This window comes from Mesorhizobium sp. B4-1-3 (assembly GCF_006439355.1).
Taxonomy (GTDB): Bacteria; Pseudomonadota; Alphaproteobacteria; order Rhizobiales; family Rhizobiaceae; genus Mesorhizobium.
In genome coordinates this window covers 40,476-62,845 of record NZ_VFTG01000014.1, presented here as the reverse complement: position 1 = coordinate 62,845, position 22,370 = coordinate 40,476, and the positions used below count along the sequence as shown (strand labels likewise).

Sequence of the window (22,370 nt, the reverse complement as noted above, 5' to 3'; positions counted from 1 at the left end):
CGTGACCCTTCCCAACATGATCACGATCATGCGGCTGCTGCTCGTGCCTGCCGTCGTGCTGGCCATGCTGCAGTCGCTTTGGGGTTGGGCCTTCGCCGGTTTCCTCGTCGCCGGCATTTCCGACGGCGTCGACGGCTTTATCGCGCGCCGCTGGAACCAGTCGTCCCGCCTCGGCGCCTACCTCGATCCGGTCGCCGACAAGCTCCTCCTGGTCTCCGTCTTCGTCGTCATGGGCTTTGCCGGCGAGCTGCCGCTCTGGCTGGTGGTGACCGTGGTCTCGCGCGATGGGTTGATCGTCTGCGCCGTGCTCCTGTCCAGCGTGATGAACCATCCGGTCGAGGTGAAGCCTCTCTTGGTGTCGAAGGCCAACACCGCCGCGCAGATCGTGCTGGCGGCGCTTGTGCTGGGCGAACTTGCCTTTTCCGTGCATCTCGGCCCGCTGCGGACTGCGCTCATATTGCTGACCGGGGTCTTGACCGTGGCTTCGGCCGCGGCCTATCTCGTGGCTTGGCTAAGGCATATGAGCGGCTATGGCGAAGGCTCCAGGACGAGCAACTCCCAGAACGACAACACCAATTCCGGCGACATCAAGTCGGGCATCGGCAAGTCGGGCGGCCCCAGCGCGGACGCCTGAGAGCGATGGCGCGGTGATCGCCGCCGCCGACAGCTCCGGTGGGCTTCGTCGCCAGGTCTTCTTCTGGCTGGCGACGGCCGTCCTGCTTGCGCTGTTCCTCTATGTCTTCTCGGGTATCCTCCTGCCGTTCGTGGCCGGCATGGTGCTCGCCTATTTTCTCGACCCCGTCGCCGACTGGCTGCAGCGGCTCGGCCTCTCACGCCTGATGGCGACGGTGGTGATCCTGATCGCTTTCATCGTCGTCGTGGTGCTGGCCTTCGTCATCCTGGTGCCGGTGCTGGCCACGCAGATGGCCGATTTCGCCCGCAAGCTGCCGGAATATCTCACGCGCCTGCAGTCGCTGATCACCAGCTTCGACCCGAAATGGCTGGAACAGCGTTTCGGCGTCAACGCCGCCGGCCTGCGCGACGGGCTGAACTCGCTCTTGACCTCCGGCTTCAGCCTGCTCACCACCGTCTTCACCTCGATCTGGAGCTCGGGCGTGGCGCTGGTCTCGGTGGTCAGCCTGTTCGTCGTCACCCCGGTCGTTGCCTTCTACATGCTGCTCGACTGGGACCGGATGGTGGCCGAGGTCGACGGCTGGGTGCCGCGCGACCATGTCGAGACGGTGCGCGCGCTTGCCCGCGACATCAACACCGCCACCGCGGGCTTCGTGCGTGGACAGGGCACGCTCTGCCTTGTGCTCGGCGCCATGTACGCCACGGGCTTGACGCTGACCGGCTTGAACTTCGCCATCCTCATCGGCTTCTTCGCCGGCCTGATCTCCTTCATCCCCTATGTGGGTTCCTTGACCGGGCTGGTGCTCGCCGTCGGCGTCGCTTTCGTCCAGTTCTGGCCGGACTGGACCATGGTGGTTGCGGTTGCCTGTGTGTTCTTCGTCGGCCAGTTCATCGAGGGCAACATCCTGCAGCCGCGGCTGGTCGGAAAGAGCGTCGGCCTGCATCCGGTCTGGCTGATGTTCGCGCTGTTTGCTTTCGGCGCGCTGTTCGGCTTCGTCGGCCTCTTGATTGCCGTGCCGGCCTCGGCGGCGATTGCCGTGCTGGTCCGCTTCGCGATCGGCCGCTATCTCGAATCACCGCTTTACAAGGGCCACGCCACCGAACCCGCGCCGCCATTGCCGGCCGATCGCGGCGGCGGCCACCGCTCGAAGCGGGGCTGAAATGGCCGCTCAGCCAGCAGATACGCCGCGCCAGCTGCCGCTCGATCTCGGCCACGGCACCGGCTATTCGCGCGACGAGCTCGTCGTCTCGGGCACCAATGCGCAAGCCGCGTCGCTGATCGACAGCTGGCCGGACTGGCCGTCGCCGGTGGTGGTGCTGGCCGGGCCGCCCGGCTCCGGCAAGACGCACCTCGCCCGGATCTGGCAGGATCGAGCGCATGCCGTCGCTATCGATCCCAGCCGGATCGGCGACCACATAGCCGCACTCGGCAACAGGCCGGCGCTAATCGACGACATCGACAAGGCGGCGATCGACGAGCCGGGCCTGTTCCACCTGATCAACGCCGTGCGCGGCGCGGGCTCGACGCTGCTGCTCACTGCGCGGCGTTTTCCCTCGGCCTGGCGTGTCGCGCTGCCCGACCTCGTCTCGCGGCTGAAGGCGGCGGCGACGGTCGAAATCCACGAGCCCGACGACCTCTTGCTTGCCGGCGTCATCACGAAGCTCTTCGCCGACCGTCAGGTCGAGGTCGAGCCGCATGTGGTGCAATATCTGGTGCGCCGCATCGAGCGCTCGCTCCGCACCGCCATGCGCGTCGTCGAGCGGCTCGACCGCGCAGCCCTCGAGCGCAAGACGCCGATCACCCGCGCGCTAGCCGCCGAGACCGTAAGCGCCATGGACGAAGGGCAGGGCGAGTTCGACATTTAGCCACCGATAGGGGCCCGGCGGTTACGCCCATAGCCCGGCCAGATGCTGGGCCAAAAGATACACGCCAGTGTGCGCCGCGATGTAACCGGCGGCGACAAGGACGAAAAACATCAGGCCGGCGGACCGCGACCGCGCGATGCCGCCCGGTCTCTTGCTCGGCCGGTTGTTCCAAACCCAGAGCGCAGCGCACAGAATTGCCCAGATCACCATGACCGGAACGGCAAAGCCGTAATAGGCTAAATAGGCCGGGCCGATCAGCGACAGCACCGCCTCGACGACAGGCATCGGAAATCCCCCTTTTTGTTCAAAGCTTAGACCGGCGACAAAGTTGGAAGCGAGGGGTTATTCAAGCCACAGCCGGTGTGTCCGTGATCAATCCGTGGGAGCCCGCGGCCTAGAGCAATTCCAGGAAAAGTGTGATCGGTTTTCCGTCCGGAATTGCGTAAAAACAAAGAGATAGAGCGGTTCGCCGTTTCCGTGAAACGGTGAAACGCTCTAGCCGTCCCATTTCGGAACAGTCTTTCCGGCATCGCTCTTGCAAGGCAGACAATGCCGGTTGATCCCGGTCCCGGTCGCGTTCCTGATCGGGTTGTAGGCTCGCCGGGCTCGAGGTGTTGGGGTTCTCGCCCGGCGGGTTTACCGTTCCAGCGGCCAAATGGGCTAGATACGCTTCCCCTTCAGCCTGTCTCGCAGCCGGCGCAGTTGCCGCCGCCACCACGGCTTCGGCTTGCGCGGGACCAGGACCATCTTGCCGTCGATGACGGCGTCGTCCACCCAGTCATGCACCCGCATGCGCCAGTTGGTCGAGACGCGGGCAAGCAGGGGCAACGGATCCTCACCCGTGATCCGCACCAGTTCCGGATCCTTCAGCACGAGGCGGAAATCGAAACCCTGGGCAAGGAGCGCGCGCAGGAACACGATCTGGCGTCGCATGCGGTGGAAGTCGCTTCCCTGTCCGTTGACCATCGTGCGGGCGCCGATCCATTGATGGAGGCGGGCGCCCATTAATGTTTCGGCGGGCGGCCGGAAGGAAACCTGTTGGCGTCCGTCCTCGATGCGGCTTGTTGGCGTCAGCGGATACCAGAAATCGAGCGGCGCGCGGATCGGCACCCTGACGCTGGCGCTGGCGAGCGCGGCCTCGGTCGCGCCGCGCCGGAGGCAGATCGCGCTGTCTGCCATAAATCCCAGTCCCGCCAGCGCGTCGAGCAGCAACTTGCCGCCACCCATGCCGAAGCCCGCATTGACGCGGTCATTTATGACGCGAGACCACAAGTCGCGCGGCACCCATGTCAGCCGCCGCCCAGCGCCATCCACGATGACGATGATGTCGGTGTTGGCGTCCCAATTGTCCCTGTCGAGGATTGCTACGACCACGGTTGCCAAGATGAGACCCCCTCTGGCCGGAATGCAGGGACGCAGAGACCGGCTTGGTTCTGTCGAGGAAGGAAGTAATGGTCGGAGTGGCGTGATTCGAACACGCGACCCCCTGATCCCAAATCAGGTGCGCTACCAGGCTGCGCTACACTCCGACGTCCCGGGGCGTATAGGGGGCGCACGCCCGGAAGGCAACACAAAAACGGAGGTCAAAAGCGACCGTTCCGCTCAGCGATTCCTGCTGGCGATCTTCCTGGCGATCGCGGCGCCTTGGATTCTTGCATTGGCAAAGCAGCCGCGAATGCTCGGCCGCATGCCGGTGAACCAGAGTCCGGGGAGCTTCGGATCGTTGGCGGCGCCGTTGAACAGCGGCACGCCCTTGGCGTCGAGCACGCCAAGCCCACCCAGCATCGTCTCCAGCCCGGTGCGGTAGCCGGTGGCCGCAATGACGATGTCGGGCGCGATCGTCTGGCCATTGTCGAGCACGATGCCACCGGGCCTGAATTCGCGCAGTTGCGGCACCACGATGATGCGCCCGGCCTTGATGGCGTCGACCGCGCCATCATCCGCGGCGATCGCCGTATAGTCGGAACCGAGCCGGCTCGCGCCGCCCGCCGGGGCAGGCGGCAGGCCGTATTTCGTAAGATCGCCGAACACCAGGCGCTGCGTTGCCGCCATTGCCGCGTCAGCGAGCCTTGTCGGCAGTCTGGCCATGAGCGGCGATATGCGGTGCACGGCGATCTTGCGGATGCGTTTGGGCAGCAGCGAGGGTCCGTTGCGCGCCGAAAGCCACATCTGGCCCGTCTCGACGCCGGAAAGATGGTTGAGCGCGTCGAAGCCGGAATTGCCGGCGCCGACCACCAGCACCTTCTTGCCAGCATAGTCGCTTGCCTTACCGAAATCGGCCGAGTGGATGATCGATCCCGAAAAATCCTCCATGCCCTTCCAGGCGGGAATGAAGGGTTGCCGGTCGCGCCCGGTGGCTATCACCACATGCCGCGCCGCCATCAAACCCGTATTTGTCCGCAGCAACCAGTGGTCGTCGCGAAATTCGATCTCGTCGACCACGACACCGAAGGCGATGGGCAGCCGGTGCGTTTGGGCGAAATCGTTGAGGTGACGGATGACGGCGCTGCGATGCGGGAAAGCCGGCGTCCCTGCCGGATAGGAAACGCCGGGCAATGCGGAGAGGTCGCGATGCGTGTTGAGATGCAGATTGTCGTGGCGGCGATGCCAGGGCCCGGCCAGCCGCCCCTCGCGCTCCAGGACTTGCACCGTCACGCCGGCTGTTGCCAGCGCATGTGCGGCGGCAAGCCCTGCGGCGCCCGCGCCGATGACAATCGTGCCGTCCAATATCGCTGGCTCGCCGACCCCCGACGGCAAGACTTTCGCTTCCGCGCCCATTCGTGTCTTTATCGTCGTCATCATGCCTTCAAGTGGCATGATCATGTATCTGACATATGCCGCCCACCGGCCAAAAGGAATAGGTGGCTGTTGCAAAAACCTCCGGCATTGTGTCGCGGATTTTACAAGCGCCGGCTAATGAACCGGGTCGGCGTGGCGATGCACCAGCTTGAAGGCGCCGTCCTCCAGCCGGAACACTTCCGTCACCCGCAAGGTCATCTCGGTCGCCTCGCCGTTCCTGCCCATGCGCGCCTTGGCATGCTGCAGGCCGGTCCAGAAGGCCAGATCGCCGCTCGCTGAAGCCTGCAGCACCTCCAGGTCGGTGCTGCCGCCCTTCTGGAAGCTCGCAGCATCACGCTCGTAGCGGCCCGCAACTGCGTCGGCGCCTTCGAGATGGTCGCCGCGCGGCGAAAAGAACGTCGCCGGCCCGGCATGGGTGACGATCGCCTTCAGCGAGGTCGCATCGCCGTTGACATAGTCCTCGGCGATCTTCTCGCGCTGCTTCATGAAGGCATCGAAGGACGAACTGCCGGGATGCACTCTCCTGATCCAGCTTTCCAGGCCGGCCATGAAATTCTCGAGGAAGGCGGCGGTGTCGGCATTGGTGACGGCGCCCTTGTCGTCGAGCAGCTCCGCGACATTGCCGATATAAGCCTCCGGCTGCTGCATCACCGGCATGTCGAGGAAGACGAAGGTCTGCCGAAGCGCCTGGTTGGAGCCGAAGGCGCCGATCTTGCTCGGGCTAACGCTGACGACCCCGGCGGGCAGGCCCTTGAACACGCTCTTGCCCGACGGCCGCGAGCCGACATCCAGCGCGTTCTTCAGACAGCCCGGGATCGAGCGGTTGTATTCCGGGGTTACGAACAGCACCGCGTCGCATTCGCGCATCGCCGCGCGGAAGGCCGACCACGTTGGGGGCGGGCTGTCGCCGTCCAGATCCTCGTTGTAGAGCGGCAACTCGCCGATCTCGACGAAGCGGCAGCGCACCGAATCCGGCGCGCGGGCAGCCAGCGCCTTGGCGATCTTGCGGCTGAAGGATTGGGCGCGCAGGCTGCCGACAAGCACGGCGAGCTGCAGGACGGCATGTTCGGTTGCATCGGTCATCGCGAAACGTCCGTTTTGTTGGTGGCTCACAGGGAAGGCCGGCACGGCTCGGCCCGCCCGACGTTTCGATAATGTCGGCGGCGGAGTGAGGTTCCCTCGCGCCGTCGCGCGCGCCCGAGGCGCTTGCGGCCTTGCCGCCGCGGTGATTGCACAGTAATGACGGGTTGGCGCGAGGTTTCAGGCTCCCGATGGACCCTGGAAATGGCGCTGAACAACGGTGCCCGGTTTTCGGGCTGCAAAGAGGTGGTCATGTCCGCGCGCATTTTCAGTCCAGCCAAAACCGCGATGCAGTCCGGCAAGGCCAAGACCGGATATTGGGTGCTGGAATTCGATCCCGCCCAGCGCAAGAAGATCGACCCGCTGATGGGCTACACCAGCTCGGGCGACATGCTGAGCCAGGTGAAGCTCACCTTCGACACGAAGGAAGAGGCGATCGCCTACGCCGAGAAGGAAAAGATCGCCTATCGCGTCGAAGAGCCGAAGGAAGCCAAGCGCCGGCAGATTTCCTATTCGGACAATTTCCGCTATGACCGTAGGACGCCCTGGACGCACTGACTTTCGAGTCTTGCCTCACGCGGCATGATTGACCAGCCGGCTTGGCCGGCCGACGGTCCCGTAGCTCAGCTGGATAGAGCACCGGCCTTCTAAGCCGATGGTCGCAGGTTCGAATCCTGCCGGGATCGCCAAGGTTCAATGACCTATGAGATCTAGCTGAGCCCGGATCTAAACTTTCGAGCCCGATTTCCCGGACGTGCTGCCGAAGATCGCCGTCGTTCGCGAGGCCCTGCACAGGGCGCTCCCACCCAAGGTCGTCGTGCTGTCGACCATCGGCGCCGATGCGGAGCAACCCAATCTGCTCAACGTGTTGCGCCTGCTGGAGGAAGCACTCGCCGATCTGCCCGTGGCCGTGACGTTCCTGCGCGCCGCCTGGTTCATGGAAAATGCCCAGTGGGACATCGCTTCGGCGCGCGACGAGGGCGTCATCGACAGTTATCTCCAGCCGCTCGATCGACCGGTTGCGATGGTCGCGACCGCCGGTGTCGGCAGGACCGCGGCGGAATTGCTGCTGGTGCTCGACGGCTTCAACGAAGGCTGGATCGATTTTCGCGACGCCGATGGGCAAAGGCGCAAGGGGAGGATTGGGATAGACGAGGCAATTGTAAAGATCATCGTCCAGGCCGGACGCTGACTTGACGTTTTCGGCCATGCAGCCCCGGGTCAGGTGGCTCGGGTTGAGCGAAACATCAAGCTGCTTGGAATGCGAGGGGACTTGAGCTAAGCGAAGGTGCATGCAGGCAACCAGTGCAAGGGGGTGTTTTTGACCGACAGTGGCGCAAAGCCGATAATTCTTGCGCTTACGCACAATGAAAAACTCGGCGATGCAGTGTTGCGCATCCCAATGTACCGGGCTTTGCGTCTGGCATTCCCAACGCATTCGATTGTTTGTGCGTCTGCAGAGGGATCGGTCTGGCTCTCGACTTTAAGCGCGATGCGAAGAGAAATAATTGATAAAGTGTTGTTAGACCAGCCATTGTCGAGCGTCTCTGGATTACGTGCTCTGATCCGCCAGCTTGGCCCCGTAGAATATGTACTTGATATTCGGTCTAGCAGACGAACAATACCAAGCTACTTGGCAACCGCTGGGTTGAATCTTCGATACCTAGCATGTTTTCCTGGCTTCGCTCTGCGACACAACATTCCTGGCCTTGGAGAGATGAGACCACCGACCAACGCTCTCCGCTGGCACCGAATGGCGGAAATCGTTGCCGGGCGCCTTCTGCCGTTTGAAACGGTCGTGCCTATTATGCCGGAGGCGGCTCATGAAGCGGCCCGTCTGGTGCCCATCGGAAGTCCTTTCATAGGCCTGTCGCCAGGGCCATCGGTCAACAAGTTCTGGGGCAAGGACAAATGGCTTTCCCTTGCTGCTTACGCTGCACGAGGCGGCAACGTTCCGGTGTTCTTGATCGGCCCGCAGGAGCAGGATCAGCGAGAATGGATAGACCGCGCAGGCTTTCAAATAGTCGATGCAACGGCGGTCCGAGATCCGTTGATACTTCCTTGGATATTTCATGCTCTTGCTGATCGCGCCGTATGTATCGTCGCAGCCGAAAGCGGTTTAGGTCATTGGGTCGCGACGCGGTCGTCCGCGATCCTTACGCTTGCAGGGCCAACGAATGCACGCCTGTGGCGGCCCATCACCCCGCACCATTGGGTCGTCGAAGCGCAGGAGTTTGGGTCTTCGAAAACAGAGGACATTCCGCTGGAAGTTGCCATTGCCCGTCTCGACGAAATCGTTAGGCAACGACCACGCTTGAACCGCGATACCGGCAAAGCTGCCTAGGATTGCGTTTCCGTTAGATCGGGGGCCTTCAAAGGGCCGACGCCCCGCCAGTCCTGGCTTGCTTCTGTCGTGTGTGCCCGTGGATAATAACCGCCCGTTTACCACGTGCCGGTGCTCGCGTTGCGGCCTGCCGGTCGACTCGCCGAAATGGAGCGGCCTGAACCCGTCAGGCAACCCCGAAGCCAGCGGCCGGCGTTTTCATGTACGGGACGCGTGCTTGAACGCATTCCAAGTATGCGTCGGCCGTCACCGCGCCTCCATTGAAACGCAAGCCCGCCGCGGCAATGGGAAACCGCGACGGGCTTGGTGACGCCCGTCACGGGCGCCATGGGAAAAAAATTGGGTTACGCCAGCAGGCCGGCCACCTTGGCCGCCTTGCGCAGCGTCTTGCGGGCTTCGACCGGGCTGCGCAGGCCGTCGAGCGCGTCGCGGCAGACGCGGCTCGCCGAGCGCCAGGCGCCGTCGCGCGCCTGTCTGGGCCAGCGCTGGTCGAGGCATTCCATCGCCTCGAAGCAGCTCGAAACCTTGCGCTGGCCGTTTGGCTGGAAATCGATCACGACCGGCTCGGAAAACCAGACATCGTTCATCACTTCCTCCGTTCTTATGATCGTCTTTTGAGCAAGCAATCGGCGCCGGATGGCGCCCGATGCGGCTCCGCGATTGCGGACCCGCGCGTTAACCAATCACCGGGCGTTAGGTTCCGAAGAATTTCAAGGCTGGGGAACTGCGGGAAAGTGTGAGCGGTTAGGCTCGGCGCTTTCGCCCTAACCTTCCGCCCCGCTTGCACAAAAACAACGAGATAGAGTGATCGGGCAGCGTCCGGAAGGGCTCAGGGGCCAGCCAATCCGCGATTGCCGACGTTGAAAAAATAGCGTGACCAAAGTCACTGCCGCATCCTCGCGGGCAGCGCTAGTCAATGCGGCAGGCTGATGAAACGCGGGAAGATCTCTCATGCTTATCGCCGTGCTCGCATCCACCATGACCGTTGCCACCTTGATGGCGACCGCTTTCGGACTCTACGAGGAAGCGCGACTGCACCGCTCGCGCCCTGAGACGGATCGTGCGCGCGCGTTTCGAACGGAGCGCCGGCTTCCCGTCAAATGGCGCGACCGATAGGCCCGTCACCGCCAGGCATGTTCACGCCGCTTCAGTTGGCCATATGCATCTTCCGGGCCGGAATCCTGTTGTCTCCGGCGGCGTTGGCGGTGCTGGTGCTTTTATGGCTTTACTATCGCTAGGCGGGCCTGCGGAGCGCCGGGCTCGCCATGCTTCATTCCACCAGCACATGCGCCTCGCGCGCGGCGACGATGAAGGCCTCCCTGGCATTGTCGGCCGCAACGTCGCCGCGGATTGCCCGGCGGCAGGCGCGCAGGGCCGCACCATGCAGCGCACTGCCGGCATCGCGCCATTGGCCGGTCAGCAGTTCGACAGCCTGTTCGGCGTTAGATATGTGGCGGATCGAGCCGGAAAGCCCGACGGCCACTTCGACCGGCCTGGAAAACCATCCCTGGATCATCGTTAAACCTCCCGAACTATGTCGGATCACGATATATTTTATCGTAGAGTTACGCCGCGAAACGTCAACTTAACGTGAAGCCGTTTCACGAGGGCGGCTCAGCCAGCTCATCTTCCAAGCGGCCTGCGTGAAAGCTCGATTAGTTCCGCCTCGTCGGTGATGCCCGCCATGTAATTGGCGATGATGCGCGAGGCGCGCGCTTCCTTCTGCTCGGCAGTCTCGCCTTCGAAATTGCCGTTCTCGTAGACACGGCCGAACATAGCCGTTTCGTTGGGGGTGAACGTGTTGCGTATGACGGACATGGCTTCCTCCTCCAGCCCGGCCCCTCTTGCCTGGCTAACAATAGCACGCTTCGAGGTTGGGAGTGAGTCGCGGCAAGATCGTGGCCTAAATCTCGTCAGCCGGGCACGCCGACTGCTGTGTTTTCTTGCCTGCGGCTGGCCGCTGCTTTGCTGGCCTGGTTATATTCTTGCCGAACGAGCGCTGCACTGATACGCATTAGCAGCGCGGAATTTTTCCGAGTCTCCATTGACTTGAGCCCAGAAAAGCCGCGCATTTCGTCCGAGAGCAGCAACCCCGACGTGGTGGCAACCGGGTTACGAAGGGGTTCTGGTCGAAAAGAAGCAGGGCAGGTCCCGTGTCCAAACCGGGGCAGGCTCGTCAACGCTCTGGAACTCTGAAGCCATTGCCCCCATGGCCTTCGGAAGAGCATGAACCACGGGGAAATCGATGGTTACGAAGAAACTTACCGCCAACGCAGAAAGCGCGGCAGCCTTTCTTGCGGTGATGGGCAACGAGAAGCGTTTGCTCATCATGAACTACCTCGCCGAGGGCGAACTCTCTGTCGGCGTGCTCGCCGACAAGGTCGAACTCAGCCAGTCAGCGCTGTCGCAACACCTGGCCAAACTGCGCAGGTTTGGCCTGGTCGAAACCCGCCGCGATCGTCAGATGGTTTATTATTCCTGCAAGTCTTCGGCAGCGCGCGAGCTTCTGACACTGCTTGATGGCCTGCTGACGATGGACAAGCCGCTTGCCGGACCGGCAAGGCAGGCTTTGATCGAGAGGATGCGGCGGCCGCAGGCTGCCTGAACGGACTGCAGCGCGCGGACGAGGCCGGGGGGCCTTCGTTCGGCGCGGCGCCTCGACGGCGCGGATTGCGTACAAGTGGGCCGCATCGCGACGCCGCCCACGTTTTCTTGCATCGCTCCTGCCATGCCGCTCGCCGGGCGGTTCATCACGTTTGTTTGAGAGGCGTTGCTTCGAAGTCCGATATCCGCTGTAAATAACTGATAATAGGCTATTTTCTTGTGTTTATGGATGCCGGCCCAGCCAAAGATTACAGATTTGTAAGTCGCCCGGCCGGGCGCTGTTGGCTAAATTTCGAGTCGATCCACACCCCCGGATCATCACGGTGCCGAACTTCCACTTCGGCCCGTAAGAGGCCCGCCGCTCCCGGCGGGCCTCTTTCGTTTTGAGCTCCCATGCCTTGCCACGTCCACCAAGGGCGATCACAGGCCTGGTCCCGCCGGGAAGTTCCTGTCCGGCAGTCTGGGCACTCGATTCCCCGTCACTTATCGTCTCGCTTGGTTCACATTGCGCAATGATCCATGCTGGGTTCCCGATCCGCGACGCGGCGGGCAGCGAGGCATTCTTGATCTTCGGTGCTGACGATGTTCGATACGCAAAAGGCCAGGACTGCTTCGCGCCTGTTGGTGACCCACTGGGACAATGGTACCCGTCTCGACGCGATACCCGAGACGGTGCGGCCGCAAACGCGCTCGGAAGGCTATGCCGTCCAATCGCATGTAATGGATCGCTCGGCGGCTCCGCTGTTCGGATGGAAAATCGCCGCGACCAGCCTGGCTGGGCAGAGACACATCAACGTCGACGGTCCGATGGCGGGGCGACTGCTGGCGGAGAAGGCGGTCGAGGTCGGCGGAGCCGTTTCGCTGGCGACGAGCAGGATGCGCGTGGCCGAGATCGAATTCGCCTTTCGCTTGGGCCGCGAGAGGCCGCGCGCGGAGCCCTATGAGATCGCCGAGGTGATGGATGCCGTGGCGGCATTGCACCCGGCGATCGAGATACCGGACTCGCGATACGACGATTTCTGCGCGGTCGGCGCCGCACAGCTCATCGCGGACAATGCCTGCGCCAACCTGTTCGTCATCGGCGAGGCCGTGGAAGGCGATTGGCGCGATGTGGATTTGGCGAAGCACCCGGTGGTCGGGATCGTCACCGGGAAGTCGCGCCACGACGGATCGGGAGCGGCCGTGCTGGGCGATCCCCGGATTGCCCTTCAATGGATCGTCAACGAATTGTCGGGCCTGGGCATCGCGCTCGAGCCGGGGCAGATGGTGATAACCGGCACCTGCGTCAAGCCGATAAAAGTCGAGCCCGGCGATGAAGTCACCGGTGACCTGGGCAGGTTCGGCCGCGTCTCGGTCCGGTTTGTCTGATCAGACCTTTGCAGCGCGCTGCCTTGTGACGACGCTGCGCACCGCGAGCACCAGCACGGTGATGAGGATCAGGATCACCGAAAGCGCCGCGATCGCCGGATCGATGTTGTCGCGCAGGCCCATCCACATCAGCCGGGGCAGGGTGATGGCGTTGACTGAGGTAATGAACAAAGTCACGCCGATCTCTTCCCAGGAGAGCACGAAGGAGAGCAGCGCCGCGGTGACGATGCCGAACTTGATATTGGGCATGATGACGCGCGTCGCGCGTTCCCACACGGTGGCGCCAAGGCCGCGCGCGGCAAGGTCGATGCGCCGGTCCAGCTGACTGAGTGACACCAGGATCAGAACCGTAGCGAACGGCACCGTCATCACCGAATGCGCCATGGCGACACCCAGCCAGGTGTCGTAGCCGAAGAACGAGGTTAGGCCCGATACCGAGGTGAGCAGGAAGTAGAGCGTCACCGCCGAGACCACCGGCGGCACCACCATCGGCAGCAGCACGAAGCCGACAAGGGCGGCGGTGAAGCGCGGCTGGAACATCCACACGCCGAGGCTGAAGGTGAGGGCAAGCGCGGTGGAAAGGATGCTGCTGACGATGCCGATCCTGAGCGACAGCAGGATCGAATCCAGCCAGCGCGGATCCTCGATCAGCGAGCGGTAGTGGCGCAGCGACAGTTCCCCGGTCGGCATGGTCAGCATGCGGCTCGGCGTCAGCGACACCGGTATGACGGCAAGCAGCGGCATCAAAAGGAACAGCGCCACCAGCACGGCCAGGATCAGCGAAACGGGTCCGGGACGGTAGGTCGGCATCCTGGCTACACCAATTCTTTCGGTTTGACGTAGCGGAACAGAAGCGCCATCAGCGCGCCGACGAACACCACCAGCACGACGCTGATTGCCGCGCCAAGCCCCCAGTCCGGGCTCTGGAAGATACGCAGGTAGATCAGTTCCGCGATCATGACGGAGCGGCCGCCGCCGAGGATTGCCGGCGTGACGAAGAAACCCAGCGAGAAGACGAAGGTGATCAGCGCCGAACCGATGATGCCGGAGCGCGTCATCGGCACGAACACCGTCCAGAAGGTGCGCATGCGGCTGGAGCCAAGCCCGCGCGCCGCGAGCAGCACGCGCTCGTCCAGGCTGCGCATGGCGGACGCCAGTGGGAACACCGCGAAGGGGATCAGAAAATGCGACATGCCGACGACGACGCCGAATTCGTTGCGCACCAGGGTCAGTGGTTCGGAGATGAAGCCGATCGACTGCAGCCATGTGTTGATCAGGCCGCGATTTGAGAGCAGCGCCACCCAGCCGAAGGCGCGCGTCAGCACCGAGATCCAGAACGGCACCAGGATGCAGAATTCGGCAAGCACGCGCTGTACCGGGCTGCCGCGCACCCACACCACGGTGATGGCATAGGCTGCGGTGACGGAAACCACGGTGACGATCGCCGCGATGCGCAGCGTGCGGATGAACACCGACTGCACCAGATCGTCGGTAAGCAAGGCGTGGTACTGGCCGAGCCCGGGCGTGGGGAGCGTAAAGCTCCACTTCACCACCCCGAGGAAGGGCCAGGCATAGGCAAGGATGAGGAACAGGAGCAGCGGCGCCATCAGCAGCGCCGCGCCCACCCTGTCGGAGAGGATGCCTCTCATCGGTCTGAAAATCTCGGCCCGATCAGGCCGAGATGATCTTGGTGTATTCGTCGAGCGCGGCGCCGTAGTTCTTGGCGTACCACTCCATATCGAGCGGGATCTGTTTCGACATGTTCGCCGGATCGACCGGGTTGATGCGCTTCTTGTCGGCCGGGATCAGCGCGTCGGCCGCCGGATTGGCCGGGCCCTGGCCGAGCTTGTCGAACATCACCAGTTCCCTCTGCGGATCCTGGGTGCTGGCGATGAACTTCATCGCCGCTTCCTTGCCGCCGGGATTGTTCTTCAGCACCGCCAGTGCGCCGGGCGAGATCAGGCCCTGGTCCCAGATGAACTTGATCTGCCCGCCGGAGTCCTGCTCGATCAGCGAAGCGCGGGTCGACCACACGATCGCCATCGAAGCCTCCCCGTTGAGCAGCACGCTCTGGCTCTCGGCGCCACCGCCCCAATAGGAGACGACGTTTTCCTTGAAGGCGGCGATCTTGTCATGCGCGCGCTTCAAATCCAGCGGATAGAGCGAGGCCGGCGCGACGCCGTCGGCGAGCAGTGCGGCTTCCCAGCTCGACACGCCCCATTTGTAGAGTGAGCGCTTGCCGGGGAATTTCTTGACGTCGAAGAAGTCGGCCATGCCGGTCGGCGCATCGGAGCCGAATTTCTGCGAATCGTAGGCGATGACATAGGAGAAGAAGTAGGTGGACGCGGCATATTCCCAGCCGAAGCCAGGCCGCATCTTGCTCTTGTCGACGATCTTGTAGTCGATCGGCTCGAGCATGCCCTGGCCGCCGAGCGTGATGGCCGAGAACGGATCGACGTCGACGAGGTCCCAGGTCGGCGCCCCGCTCTTGAACTGCGCGGCGATCGCGCCTTCGGTCGGGCCCGAGCCGTCCATTTTGACCGGGATGCCGGTGTCCTTGGTGAAGGCCTGGCCGTAGGCCGTGTCATAGGCCGTGATGGCGTCGCCGCCCCAGTTCACCAGCACCAGGCCTTTGGTCTCGGCCTGAGCGCCGGTCGAGCGCAACAGCATCGGCGTGCCGGCGAGCACGAGGCCCGCGAGCTGCGCGAACTGGCGGCGTGAAATCTCGCCGCGCTTGGTCCGCTCGGCCAGTGATTCGATGGTCTGTTTCTTCGTGTTGTTCGTCATGTCAGTTCCCCTTCGTTGATCTGAACCGGAAGCCGGTGCGGCGATGTCAGGCCGCGACGGCGCTCTTTACTGTCCTCCGTCCGGAAGGAGGAAACCTTTTTCAGCCGGCCATGTGAGCCAGACCGAATTGCCTTTGCTGAGTGCGGCCGCAGCCACCTCGTTCGGCACCGAGACGGTTACCTTGGCGCCCTGGCGCGTGGTGAGGTCGAGCTTTGTCGCGGCACCCAGATAGGTCGAGGCGACAGCGGTCGCGGCGATGCCGTTCTCATTGACCGACGCTTCCGGCGCGATCGACATGTCCTCGGGGCGGATCGCGAGGATCGCGTCGCCTTTGATCGCTTCGGCCTTACAGCGCATGTTGACCGCGCGGTCCTCGCAGAGCCCGGTGGCGCCATTGTCGGCGGGGCGCACGCCCTTCACCGGGAGCATGTTGATCTCGCCCAGGAACTCCGCGACGAAGCGGTTGGCCGGCCGGTCGTAGACCTCGTCCGGCCTGCCCACCTGCAAGAGCTTGCCGTGATTGAAGATCGCGACGCGCGACGATAGCGCCAGCGCCTCGCTCTGGTCGTGGGTGACGAAGACGAAGGTCGTGCCGGTCTCCTGATGCAGCCGCTTCATCTCGGCCTGCATCTGGCCGCGCAGGCTCTTGTCCAGGGCCGAGAACGGCTCGTCGAGCAGCAATACGCCGGGTTCGAACACCAGCGCGCGGGCCAGCGCCACACGTTGCTGCTGGCCGCCGGAAAGCTGTGCCGGCAGCTTCTTCTCATGCCCCTTGAGGCCGACGCGCTCGATCATCTCGCCAACGCGTTGCTTGATCTCGGCGGCGGATTTCTTGCGCACCTTGAGCGGGAAGGCGATGTTCTGTTCCACACTCATATGCGGAAACAAGGCATAGCCCTGGAACACCATGCCGGCTGCGCGCTGCTCGGCCGGCCGATTGGTGATGTCGACGCCATCGCTGAAAAGCTTGCCTTCGCTCGGCTGCACGAAGCCGGCCAGGATCATCAGGAAGGTGGTCTTGCCGGAACCGGAAGGTCCAAGAAGCGTCAGGAACTCGCCGCGGCCGATATCGAGCGACAGATTGTCGAGGGCCCGGAACGAGCCGAAGCTCTTGCCGATCCCGTTCGCCTTGATTTCTGCGGCCCGGCCGGGTTGCTGCATCCTGGCTCTTTCCTAAGTTCCCAATGAAATCGTAGGCATCGCTGCGGCTCACCGCAACCGAATAGTTTTCGCCTGATCGGCAAATTTGATTCACGCGTGGTGCGGAGGGGCGACGTGGCAGCGCCGATCTCAATACTTAGCCAGGCTGCTCTCCGACAGCTTCGCCCTCAGCCAGTCGCCGAAAGCATTGAGCACCGGGTGCCCCGCCTTGGCGTGCTCGAAGACGAGGAAATAGGATCGCGGCGAGGGGACGGTCGCTTCGAACGGCTTGACCAGCCGGCCTTCGCTCAGCGCCTGGCGGCCGGTCAGCTCGTCGCCCAGCGCAATCCCCTGGCCGGCGATCGCCGCCGAGAAGACGAGATTCATGTCGGAGAAGAAGATACCACCCTCGGTATCGGGATTTTCCACCTTGGACAGCGCCAGCCAGCGCGCCCAGTCCTCGGTGTCGGAAAGATGCAGCAGGTTGGCTCGCAGCACGTCGGCGGGTCTGGAAAAACCGCCGACCTTGTTGAGCAGTCTCGGGCTGCAGAGCGGAGTGAAGGACACTTCGCAGAGCAGTTCCACGGCCCGGTTCGGCCAATTGCCGACGCCGAAGGCGATGAAGGCGTCGGCATCCGGATTGCTGACGTCGTCGAGCCGCCGCGGCGTGAGCACCGAGAGCGTCACGTCCGGATACATCTGCTGGAACTCGCCGATATGCGTACACAAAAACATCGAGGCGAAGCCCGGCGGGCAGGAGATGGCGAAGGAGCCGCCGACTCCGGCGCCGCTGTTCTGGGTCCTCGCGTCGCCGAGCACGGTCAGCGCCTTCCTGACATCGGCCGCGTAGCGCTGGCCGCGCGGCGTCAGCGCCACGCCCTTGCCGATGCGCTGCAGGAGATCGAAGCCGAGATCGCGTTCGAGGAGCCGTAGCTGATGCGAAACGGCGCTCCGGGTGAGGTGAAGCTCGTCGGCGGCGCGCCACACGCTGCCGTGACGGGCGAAGCTGTCGAGGGCGCGCAGCGCCTGCGTGGACGGTATTCGCAAGGGGCCTCAGGTGAACCGAATTTGCACGAGCCGGGAAAACATATCACTTTTTGCTGAGCCACTTCACTGCTTTCTTTGAGTCATGGACAAACCGGTCATGACCTCGGCGCAAGAAACCGCGCTTGCCTGTATCGATAAAATCCAGCCGCTGCTCTCGGCCTGGACGCGCACCATCTTCGATTTCGGCGAAACCGCCTGGCGCGAGTACCAGTCGGCCGCCTGGTATGTCGAGCGGCTGAAGCGCGAAGGCTTTTCGGTCGAGGAAGGCTCGGGCGGCATGCCGACCGCCTTCTGCGCCCATTGGACGAATGGCGATGGCCCGGTGATCGGCATGTATGGCGAGTATGACGCCGTGCCAGGCAACTGCCAGGATGCCGCGACGGTGAAGCGCCCGCGAGAAGGCCTGGGATTCCAGGCAGGCGGCCACACCGATCCGCATTCGGGGCTCGGCATCGGCAGCCTCGGCGGGTTGCTCGCCACCAAGGCGGCGATGCTGGAACACGGCATCAAGGGCACGCTGCGCTTCACCGGCGAGCCGGCGGAGAAGGTGAGGGGCTCGAAGCCGATCCATGCCGCGAAGGGCTATTATGACGGCCTTGCCGGCATGATCTCCTTCCACCCCTTCTACATGCTGCCGCTCTGCAATACGGCGCGCTGGGACACGCATTGCGGCGCCGCCTATTCGATGATCTACCGCTTCGTGTGCGACGAGCCCGAGAACTGGACCCGCGCGGCAAGCGACGGCGCCCCGATCCCACAGGCGCACTCCGCGGTCAGGGCGCCCGGCGCCAATGACGCGCTGATGATGATGTACTTAGCCTCCAAGGCGTTGCGCGATTCCATGCTGACGCATCAGGGCGGCTGGTCGATCAGCGAGGCAATCCTGACCGCGGGCCAGGCGACCGCCGACAATTTGCCGGCCGGTCTGGCCGAGATCCAATACATGATCCGCGTGCCGACCATCGCCATGGCCGAGCAGGTGACAGCAGTGCTCGACCGCAACGCGGAAGCGGCGGCTAGGATGAGCGGCTGTCGCTACGAGCGCCACTGGGTGTCGAAGTCGCGGCCGGGGCTCGCCAACCACGCCATGGCCGACATCACCTACGCGGCGCTCTCCGCTGTTGGCGCGCCGCACTGGAACGAAGAGGCGAGGGCGATCGCCCGCGAGGTTCAGGTCAATGCCGGCGGTGAGGCGACGGAAAATCCGTTCATCGACAAGCTGGAACAGCTGATTTCGCCGCAAGAGGCCGAAGCGATCCTGCGCCGCGACTTGCCGCCATCGCAGGTGAATTCCACTTCCGACGACTACACCGACATGAGCTGGCACGCGCCGACATCGCGTTTCTACATCGCCCGTCCGGCGCTGCGCGCAGCCGCCGGCCACACCTATCCGGCCTGGGCGATGAATGCGCTGGGCGGCATCCCCGCCACCATCGATCCGATGGTCACTTGCGCCGCCAAGACCGTCGCGCTGACGGCGTTGCGCCTGCTGGAAGACAAGGCCGCGCGCGATGCCGCCATGAACGAGTTCGTCAGGCGAACCGGCGGAGGGGTCGGCGGCTCGAACTGGGTCGCGCCGCTTTGCGACTACGAGCCGCCGATCAACTTCCGCTGGCCGGAATATGTCACCACGCCGCGCGGGCGCGATTGGTGGATCCCGGCCGCTTCCACCGCATGATCGATCAACAGAACAGTCCAGAGGAGAACACCATGACCGTCCATGACCGCATCGTCGCCGAGCCGTTCTCGCTGCAGCGCCGCAACCCCAATGGCGGCACCAAGCCGCTGACCGCCTGGGGCTTCGCCAACGAGACCGATGTGCTGACCGACGTGCTGCTCGGCTCGCCGAACTTCCTGCGTCATCTCTCGACCAGCTCGCTGTCGAGAAAGCATCTGCGCGAGGCGCCCTGCAACATCCAGATCGCGCAGGCGCAGCACAAGGACCTCGTCGCGGCCTACGAGCATTTCGGCGTCAACATCCACTGGCACGAGCCGACGCCGGAACTGCCGATGCAGGTTTATTCGCGCGACTCCAGCGTCATGACGCCTTACGGCGCCTTCATCACGGCCATGGCCAATTGGTGGCGGCGCGGCGAGAACTATGCCGCCATCCGCACCTATGAAAAGCTCGGCATCCCGATCTACGACATGGTGACTGCCGGCACCTTCGAGGGCGGCGACTTCAACGTCATCGAGGAGGGTGTCGTGCTGATCGGCTGCGGGGGCGCCCGCACCCAGGAAGAGGGCGCGCGCCAGGTGAAGGAATGGTTCGACAAGGAAGGCTGGGAGACGCGTTTGGCCTTCATCGACGAATATTACGTCCATATCGACCTGATGGTGGTGCCGATCGCCGAAAAGCTCACCGCCGTCTGTCTCGCCTGCACCGAGCCCGGCATCGTCGAGTGGCTTAAGGGCAAGGGCCACGAGATCATCGACGTACCCTTCCAGGACACGATGGCGCTCGGCTGCAACTTCATGTCGCTCGGCAAGGACAGGGTGATCGCGCCGACTTCCAGCAAGACGCTGATCGGCCAGCTGAAGGCGCGCGGCTTCGAGGTCGCGGCCGTCGACATGAGCGAGATCTCCAAGACCGGCGGCGGCATCCACTGCATGGCGCAGGCGCTGAAGCGCGTGCCCGCGTAACGGGCTTTCAAGGTCCGAAACCACCGAAGGGGAACGCTTACCCCCTGGCCGGCGCGCCAGGGGGTATTTCTGTTTGCAGGTCCGGCCTGTCAGGAGACTTCGCCACATCCGTTCCGATCGTCCTGGCCCTGCGCTAGGCTCCCGCCAGCCGAAACAGGATTGCCGCAGAGATGATTGTCCAGGCCTGCATCAACGGCGCCCGTCCCGCCGACTTCCATCCCGCATTGCCGCTCGATCCTAAGGCGATGGCGCGCGACGCAGCCGCCTCGGTCGCTGCGGGTGCGGCCGAGTTGCATGTCCATGCGCGCGACGCCGACGGCCAAGAGAGCCTGGCGCCGGGAGCGATGGACAGGACGGTCGCGGCACTGCGCCGCGCCTGTCCGGGCACGCTGATCGGCGTTTCCACCGGCGCCTGGATCGAGAAGGACGATCTTCGCACGCTGGTCGCCATCTCCGGATGGCGCGAGCTGCCAGATTATGCCTCGGTCAATCTCAGCGAGACGGCGGCCCCCGTCGTCATGGAAAGTCTGCGCCAGCGCGGCATCGGCATCGAGGCCGGCCTGGCATCCATCGCCGACGCCGAACGGCTGGTTGGCCTCGATCATGGCGGCCGGGTGCTGCGCGTGCTGATCGAGATTTCCGAGCAGACGCTGGACGACGCGTTTGCCGTCGCCGACGGCATCGAGACGGTGCTGCAGCGCGCCGGCATCCGCCGCTCCATCCTGCTGCATGGCGAGAACGCGACGGTATGGCCATTCGTGGAAAGGGCGGCGGCGCAGAAGCTTTCGACGCGGGTCGGGCTGGAGGACGGCAAGGAATTGCGGGACGCAAGCGTGACGGATGGCAACGCCGCGCTGGTGGCTGCGGCGGTGGCGATTTATCGCGGGGCGTAGCAACAGCCAATCTCCCCCGCAAGGAGGGAGATCAGCAGTTCCAGCTTCACTGTGTATCCGCGTTGGCCCTCAGCTCCGTGCGTTTCTCGTCTGACACCGCCGCAAGGTCCAGCACCTTCTGCAGACCCGCCGCGTGGCGGAAGGTCGGCTCGGTTTGCGCGCCGCTCCTCACCGCCTCGACGAAGCGCTGGTAGTTGGTCGGCACGGAGCCTGCATCGAGCTCTTCCCACTTGGCGTTCTCGACATTGCCGCCGACACAGGCCTTGAGCAACGAGCCATCGAGATTATGCACCACCTCGACGGCGCCCTTGTCGCCATGGATGCGCAGGCGCAGTTCGTTGATATGTCCGGTGGCCCAGCGGCTGGCATGCACCACCCCGAAGGCGCCGTTGGCGAAGTCGAGCGTCATGGCGAAGCTGTCATTGGCGTCCAGCTGGTACTCGCCGATGCGGTTGCCCGGCGCCTTGTCGAAGGCACGCAAGCGGCAGAACACATGGTCGATGCCGAGCGCCGCGCCATAGCTGGCGAAATCGAGGATGTGGATGCCGACATCGCCGAGCACGCCGTTGGAACCATGGCCGTGCGACAGTCGCCACAGCCATTTCGGATCGGTGCGCCAGTCGCCCCAGAATTTCGACACGAGCCAGCTCTGCAGGTAGGATGCCTCGACATGGCGCACCGTGCCGATCTCGCCGGCCTGCACCATCTGGCGCGCCCTCTGCAGCGCGGCGACGTTGCGATAGGTGAGGTTGACCATGTTGACGATGCCGGCAGCTTCCGCCGCATCGGCCATTTCGTTCGCTTTGCCGAAATTTTCGGCCAGCGGCTTCTCGCACAACACCGGCTTGCCGGCGGCGACCAGCGCCATGGTGGTCGGGTGGTGGATGCGGTCGGGCGTGACATTGGCGACCGCGTCGAAATCGCCCCAGTCGAGCGCCGCCTCCAGCGAGGTGAAGCGCTTCGGAATTTTGTAAGCGTCGGCGTATTCGCTGACGCGGGCCGCATCGACATCGACCGCGCCGACGATCTCGACCCCCTCGATGGCGCTGAAGCGGCGGGCATGTTCCTACGCCATCCAGCCGGTGCCGAGTATCAAAAGCCGCATTTTCTGCTCCTTCGAGCGATTTGGTTCGATTCAATCATGAGGAGCGAATGTGACCCAGGCG

The 22,370-nt window shown here is 63.9% G+C and carries 23 protein-coding genes, 2 tRNA genes and 1 pseudogene; 12 read left to right on the top strand and 14 right to left on the bottom strand.

Annotation, left to right across the window (positions count from 1 at the left end; translation table 11 throughout):
* The first annotated feature begins 1 nt into the window (after position 1).
* The 3 genes from FJW06_RS18390 to hdaA are packed head-to-tail and all read left to right on the top strand — an operon-like array spanning position 2 to position 2,499.
* Positions 2-634, top strand: a complete 633-nt coding sequence (locus FJW06_RS18390) for a CDP-alcohol phosphatidyltransferase family protein (RefSeq protein ID WP_140753639.1) — start codon at positions 2-4, stop codon at positions 632-634.
* A gap of 13 nt (positions 635-647) precedes the next feature.
* A complete protein-coding gene (locus FJW06_RS18385) occupies positions 648-1,793 on the top strand; it encodes an AI-2E family transporter (protein ID WP_181178412.1) in 1,146 nt (381 codons plus the stop codon).
* Between the two features lies 1 nt (position 1,794).
* Positions 1,795-2,499, top strand: a complete 705-nt coding sequence (hdaA, locus tag FJW06_RS18380) for a DnaA regulatory inactivator HdaA (protein ID WP_140753638.1) — start codon at positions 1,795-1,797, stop codon at positions 2,497-2,499.
* Between the two features lie 21 nt (positions 2,500-2,520).
* Here hdaA and FJW06_RS18375 read toward each other — a convergent pair whose 3' ends face one another.
* From FJW06_RS18375 to FJW06_RS30845, 5 genes are all read right to left on the bottom strand, one after another.
* Positions 2,521-2,784, bottom strand: a complete 264-nt coding sequence (locus FJW06_RS18375) for a hypothetical protein (RefSeq protein WP_140753637.1) — start codon at positions 2,782-2,784, stop codon at positions 2,521-2,523.
* 375 nt (positions 2,785-3,159) lie between these two features.
* Entirely contained in the window at positions 3,160-3,882 is a 723-nt protein-coding gene (locus tag FJW06_RS18370; protein WP_140753636.1) for a hypothetical protein, read from the bottom strand.
* Between the two features lie 69 nt (positions 3,883-3,951).
* A tRNA-Pro gene (locus tag FJW06_RS18365) sits at positions 3,952-4,028 on the bottom strand.
* Positions 4,029-4,101: 73 nt separating this feature from the next.
* Complete coding sequence (locus tag FJW06_RS18360; protein ID WP_140753706.1) at positions 4,102-5,277, bottom strand: NAD(P)/FAD-dependent oxidoreductase; 1,176 nt, start codon at positions 5,275-5,277, stop codon at positions 4,102-4,104.
* 135 nt (positions 5,278-5,412) lie between these two features.
* Positions 5,413-6,381: an NAD(P)H-dependent oxidoreductase gene (locus tag FJW06_RS30845; protein ID WP_181178410.1), complete on the bottom strand. Its 969-nt coding sequence runs from the start codon at positions 6,379-6,381 to the stop codon at positions 5,413-5,415.
* 249 nt (positions 6,382-6,630) lie between these two features.
* Here FJW06_RS30845 and FJW06_RS18350 point away from each other — a divergent pair, with 249 nt between their 5' ends.
* The 4 genes from FJW06_RS18350 to FJW06_RS30190 all read left to right on the top strand — a co-directional run bounded on the left by FJW06_RS18350 (position 6,631) and on the right by FJW06_RS30190 (position 8,722).
* A complete protein-coding gene (locus FJW06_RS18350) occupies positions 6,631-6,936 on the top strand; it encodes an ETC complex I subunit (protein ID WP_041001802.1) in 306 nt (101 codons plus the stop codon).
* Between the two features lie 54 nt (positions 6,937-6,990).
* Positions 6,991-7,067, top strand: a tRNA-Arg gene (locus FJW06_RS18345).
* Positions 7,068-7,132: 65 nt separating this feature from the next.
* A complete protein-coding gene (locus FJW06_RS18340; RefSeq protein ID WP_210238974.1) occupies positions 7,133-7,570 on the top strand; it encodes a hypothetical protein in 438 nt (145 codons plus the stop codon).
* A gap of 561 nt (positions 7,571-8,131) precedes the next feature.
* Positions 8,132-8,722, top strand: coding sequence for a glycosyltransferase family 9 protein (locus FJW06_RS30190; protein ID WP_181178408.1), 591 nt, complete (start codon positions 8,132-8,134; stop codon positions 8,720-8,722).
* Between the two features lie 344 nt (positions 8,723-9,066).
* Here the strand turns inward: FJW06_RS30190 and FJW06_RS18330 are convergent, their stop codons facing one another.
* From FJW06_RS18330 to FJW06_RS18320, 3 genes are all read right to left on the bottom strand, one after another.
* A complete protein-coding gene (locus tag FJW06_RS18330; RefSeq protein WP_140753634.1) occupies positions 9,067-9,309 on the bottom strand; it encodes a DUF982 domain-containing protein in 243 nt (80 codons plus the stop codon).
* A 683-nt stretch (positions 9,310-9,992) separates the two neighbouring features.
* Positions 9,993-10,238: a DUF982 domain-containing protein gene (locus FJW06_RS18325; RefSeq protein WP_040988331.1), complete on the bottom strand. Its 246-nt coding sequence runs from the start codon at positions 10,236-10,238 to the stop codon at positions 9,993-9,995.
* 107 nt (positions 10,239-10,345) lie between these two features.
* Complete coding sequence (locus FJW06_RS18320; protein WP_140753633.1) at positions 10,346-10,540, bottom strand: hypothetical protein; 195 nt, start codon at positions 10,538-10,540, stop codon at positions 10,346-10,348.
* A 427-nt stretch (positions 10,541-10,967) separates the two neighbouring features.
* On the opposite strand from FJW06_RS18320, the gene FJW06_RS18315 reads away from it, so the two are divergent.
* Both FJW06_RS18315 and FJW06_RS18310 read left to right on the top strand, forming a co-directional pair.
* Positions 10,968-11,327, top strand: coding sequence for a metalloregulator ArsR/SmtB family transcription factor (locus tag FJW06_RS18315; RefSeq protein ID WP_140753632.1), 360 nt, complete (start codon positions 10,968-10,970; stop codon positions 11,325-11,327).
* Between the two features lie 581 nt (positions 11,328-11,908).
* Positions 11,909-12,694: a fumarylacetoacetate hydrolase family protein gene (locus FJW06_RS18310; RefSeq protein ID WP_140753631.1), complete on the top strand. Its 786-nt coding sequence runs from the start codon at positions 11,909-11,911 to the stop codon at positions 12,692-12,694.
* Here FJW06_RS18310 and FJW06_RS18305 read toward each other — a convergent pair whose 3' ends face one another.
* The 5 genes from FJW06_RS18305 to FJW06_RS18285 form a co-directional block, all read right to left on the bottom strand.
* Entirely contained in the window at positions 12,695-13,504 is an 810-nt protein-coding gene (locus FJW06_RS18305; protein ID WP_140753630.1) for an ABC transporter permease, read from the bottom strand.
* A 5-nt stretch (positions 13,505-13,509) separates the two neighbouring features.
* Positions 13,510-14,343: an ABC transporter permease gene (locus FJW06_RS18300; RefSeq protein ID WP_140753629.1), complete on the bottom strand. Its 834-nt coding sequence runs from the start codon at positions 14,341-14,343 to the stop codon at positions 13,510-13,512.
* Positions 14,344-14,365: 22 nt separating this feature from the next.
* On the bottom strand, positions 14,366-15,481 hold the full coding sequence (locus FJW06_RS18295; protein WP_140753628.1) for an ABC transporter substrate-binding protein: 1,116 nt from the start codon (positions 15,479-15,481) through the stop codon (positions 14,366-14,368).
* A gap of 66 nt (positions 15,482-15,547) precedes the next feature.
* Positions 15,548-16,642 carry an ABC transporter ATP-binding protein gene (locus tag FJW06_RS18290; protein WP_140753627.1) on the bottom strand — a complete coding sequence of 365 codons (1,095 nt, stop codon included), beginning with the start codon at positions 16,640-16,642 and terminating at the stop codon, positions 15,548-15,550.
* A 129-nt stretch (positions 16,643-16,771) separates the two neighbouring features.
* Positions 16,772-17,668 (bottom strand): LysR substrate-binding domain-containing protein, encoded by an 897-nt coding sequence (locus tag FJW06_RS18285; protein ID WP_140753626.1) that lies wholly within the window; start codon positions 17,666-17,668, stop codon positions 16,772-16,774.
* A gap of 97 nt (positions 17,669-17,765) precedes the next feature.
* Here FJW06_RS18285 and FJW06_RS18280 point away from each other — a divergent pair, with 97 nt between their 5' ends.
* The 3 genes from FJW06_RS18280 (at position 17,766) to FJW06_RS18270 (ending at position 21,204) form a co-directional block, all read left to right on the top strand.
* Positions 17,766-19,346 carry an amidohydrolase gene (locus FJW06_RS18280; RefSeq protein WP_246674687.1) on the top strand — a complete coding sequence of 527 codons (1,581 nt, stop codon included), beginning with the start codon at positions 17,766-17,768 and terminating at the stop codon, positions 19,344-19,346.
* Positions 19,347-19,378: 32 nt separating this feature from the next.
* The gene (locus FJW06_RS18275; RefSeq protein WP_140753624.1) at positions 19,379-20,311 is read left to right on the top strand and encodes a dimethylarginine dimethylaminohydrolase family protein; all 933 of its coding nucleotides are present in this window, start codon (positions 19,379-19,381) and stop codon (positions 20,309-20,311) included.
* A 170-nt stretch (positions 20,312-20,481) separates the two neighbouring features.
* Entirely contained in the window at positions 20,482-21,204 is a 723-nt protein-coding gene (locus FJW06_RS18270; RefSeq protein ID WP_140753623.1) for a 3-keto-5-aminohexanoate cleavage protein, read from the top strand.
* A 46-nt stretch (positions 21,205-21,250) separates the two neighbouring features.
* Here the strand turns inward: FJW06_RS18270 and FJW06_RS18265 are convergent.
* Positions 21,251-22,309, bottom strand: a pseudogene (locus tag FJW06_RS18265) (Gfo/Idh/MocA family oxidoreductase).
* Positions 22,310-22,370 lie beyond the last annotated feature (61 nt).

Bases quoted from the DNA above. Each gene is read 5' to 3' on its own strand.
- FJW06_RS18360 (WP_140753706.1), bottom strand. From the start codon at position 5,277: ATGGGCGCGGAAGCGAAAGTCTTGCCGTCGGGGGTCGGCGAGCCAGCG.
- FJW06_RS18290 (WP_140753627.1), bottom strand. From the start codon at position 16,642: ATGCAGCAACCCGGCCGGGCCGCAGAAATCAAGGCGAACGGGATCGGC.
- FJW06_RS30190 (WP_181178408.1), top strand. From the start codon at position 8,132: ATGGCGGAAATCGTTGCCGGGCGCCTTCTGCCGTTTGAAACGGTCGTG.
- FJW06_RS18275 (WP_140753624.1), top strand. From the start codon at position 19,379: ATGACCGTCCATGACCGCATCGTCGCCGAGCCGTTCTCGCTGCAGCGC.
- FJW06_RS18295 (WP_140753628.1), bottom strand. From the start codon at position 15,481: ATGACGAACAACACGAAGAAACAGACCATCGAATCACTGGCCGAGCGG.
- FJW06_RS18350 (WP_041001802.1), top strand. From the start codon at position 6,631: ATGTCCGCGCGCATTTTCAGTCCAGCCAAAACCGCGATGCAGTCCGGC.
- FJW06_RS18270 (WP_140753623.1), top strand. From the start codon at position 20,482: ATGATTGTCCAGGCCTGCATCAACGGCGCCCGTCCCGCCGACTTCCAT.
- FJW06_RS18300 (WP_140753629.1), bottom strand. From the start codon at position 14,343: ATGAGAGGCATCCTCTCCGACAGGGTGGGCGCGGCGCTGCTGATGGCG.
- FJW06_RS18310 (WP_140753631.1), top strand. From the start codon at position 11,909: ATGTTCGATACGCAAAAGGCCAGGACTGCTTCGCGCCTGTTGGTGACC.
- FJW06_RS18375 (WP_140753637.1), bottom strand. From the start codon at position 2,784: ATGCCTGTCGTCGAGGCGGTGCTGTCGCTGATCGGCCCGGCCTATTTA.
- FJW06_RS18315 (WP_140753632.1), top strand. From the start codon at position 10,968: ATGGTTACGAAGAAACTTACCGCCAACGCAGAAAGCGCGGCAGCCTTT.
- FJW06_RS18280 (WP_246674687.1), top strand. From the start codon at position 17,766: ATGACCTCGGCGCAAGAAACCGCGCTTGCCTGTATCGATAAAATCCAG.
- FJW06_RS18330 (WP_140753634.1), bottom strand. From the start codon at position 9,309: ATGAACGATGTCTGGTTTTCCGAGCCGGTCGTGATCGATTTCCAGCCA.
- FJW06_RS30845 (WP_181178410.1), bottom strand. From the start codon at position 6,381: ATGACCGATGCAACCGAACATGCCGTCCTGCAGCTCGCCGTGCTTGTC.
- FJW06_RS18325 (WP_040988331.1), bottom strand. From the start codon at position 10,238: ATGATCCAGGGATGGTTTTCCAGGCCGGTCGAAGTGGCCGTCGGGCTT.
- hdaA (WP_140753638.1), top strand. From the start codon at position 1,795: ATGGCCGCTCAGCCAGCAGATACGCCGCGCCAGCTGCCGCTCGATCTC.
- FJW06_RS18305 (WP_140753630.1), bottom strand. From the start codon at position 13,504: ATGCCGACCTACCGTCCCGGACCCGTTTCGCTGATCCTGGCCGTGCTG.
- FJW06_RS18320 (WP_140753633.1), bottom strand. From the start codon at position 10,540: ATGTCCGTCATACGCAACACGTTCACCCCCAACGAAACGGCTATGTTC.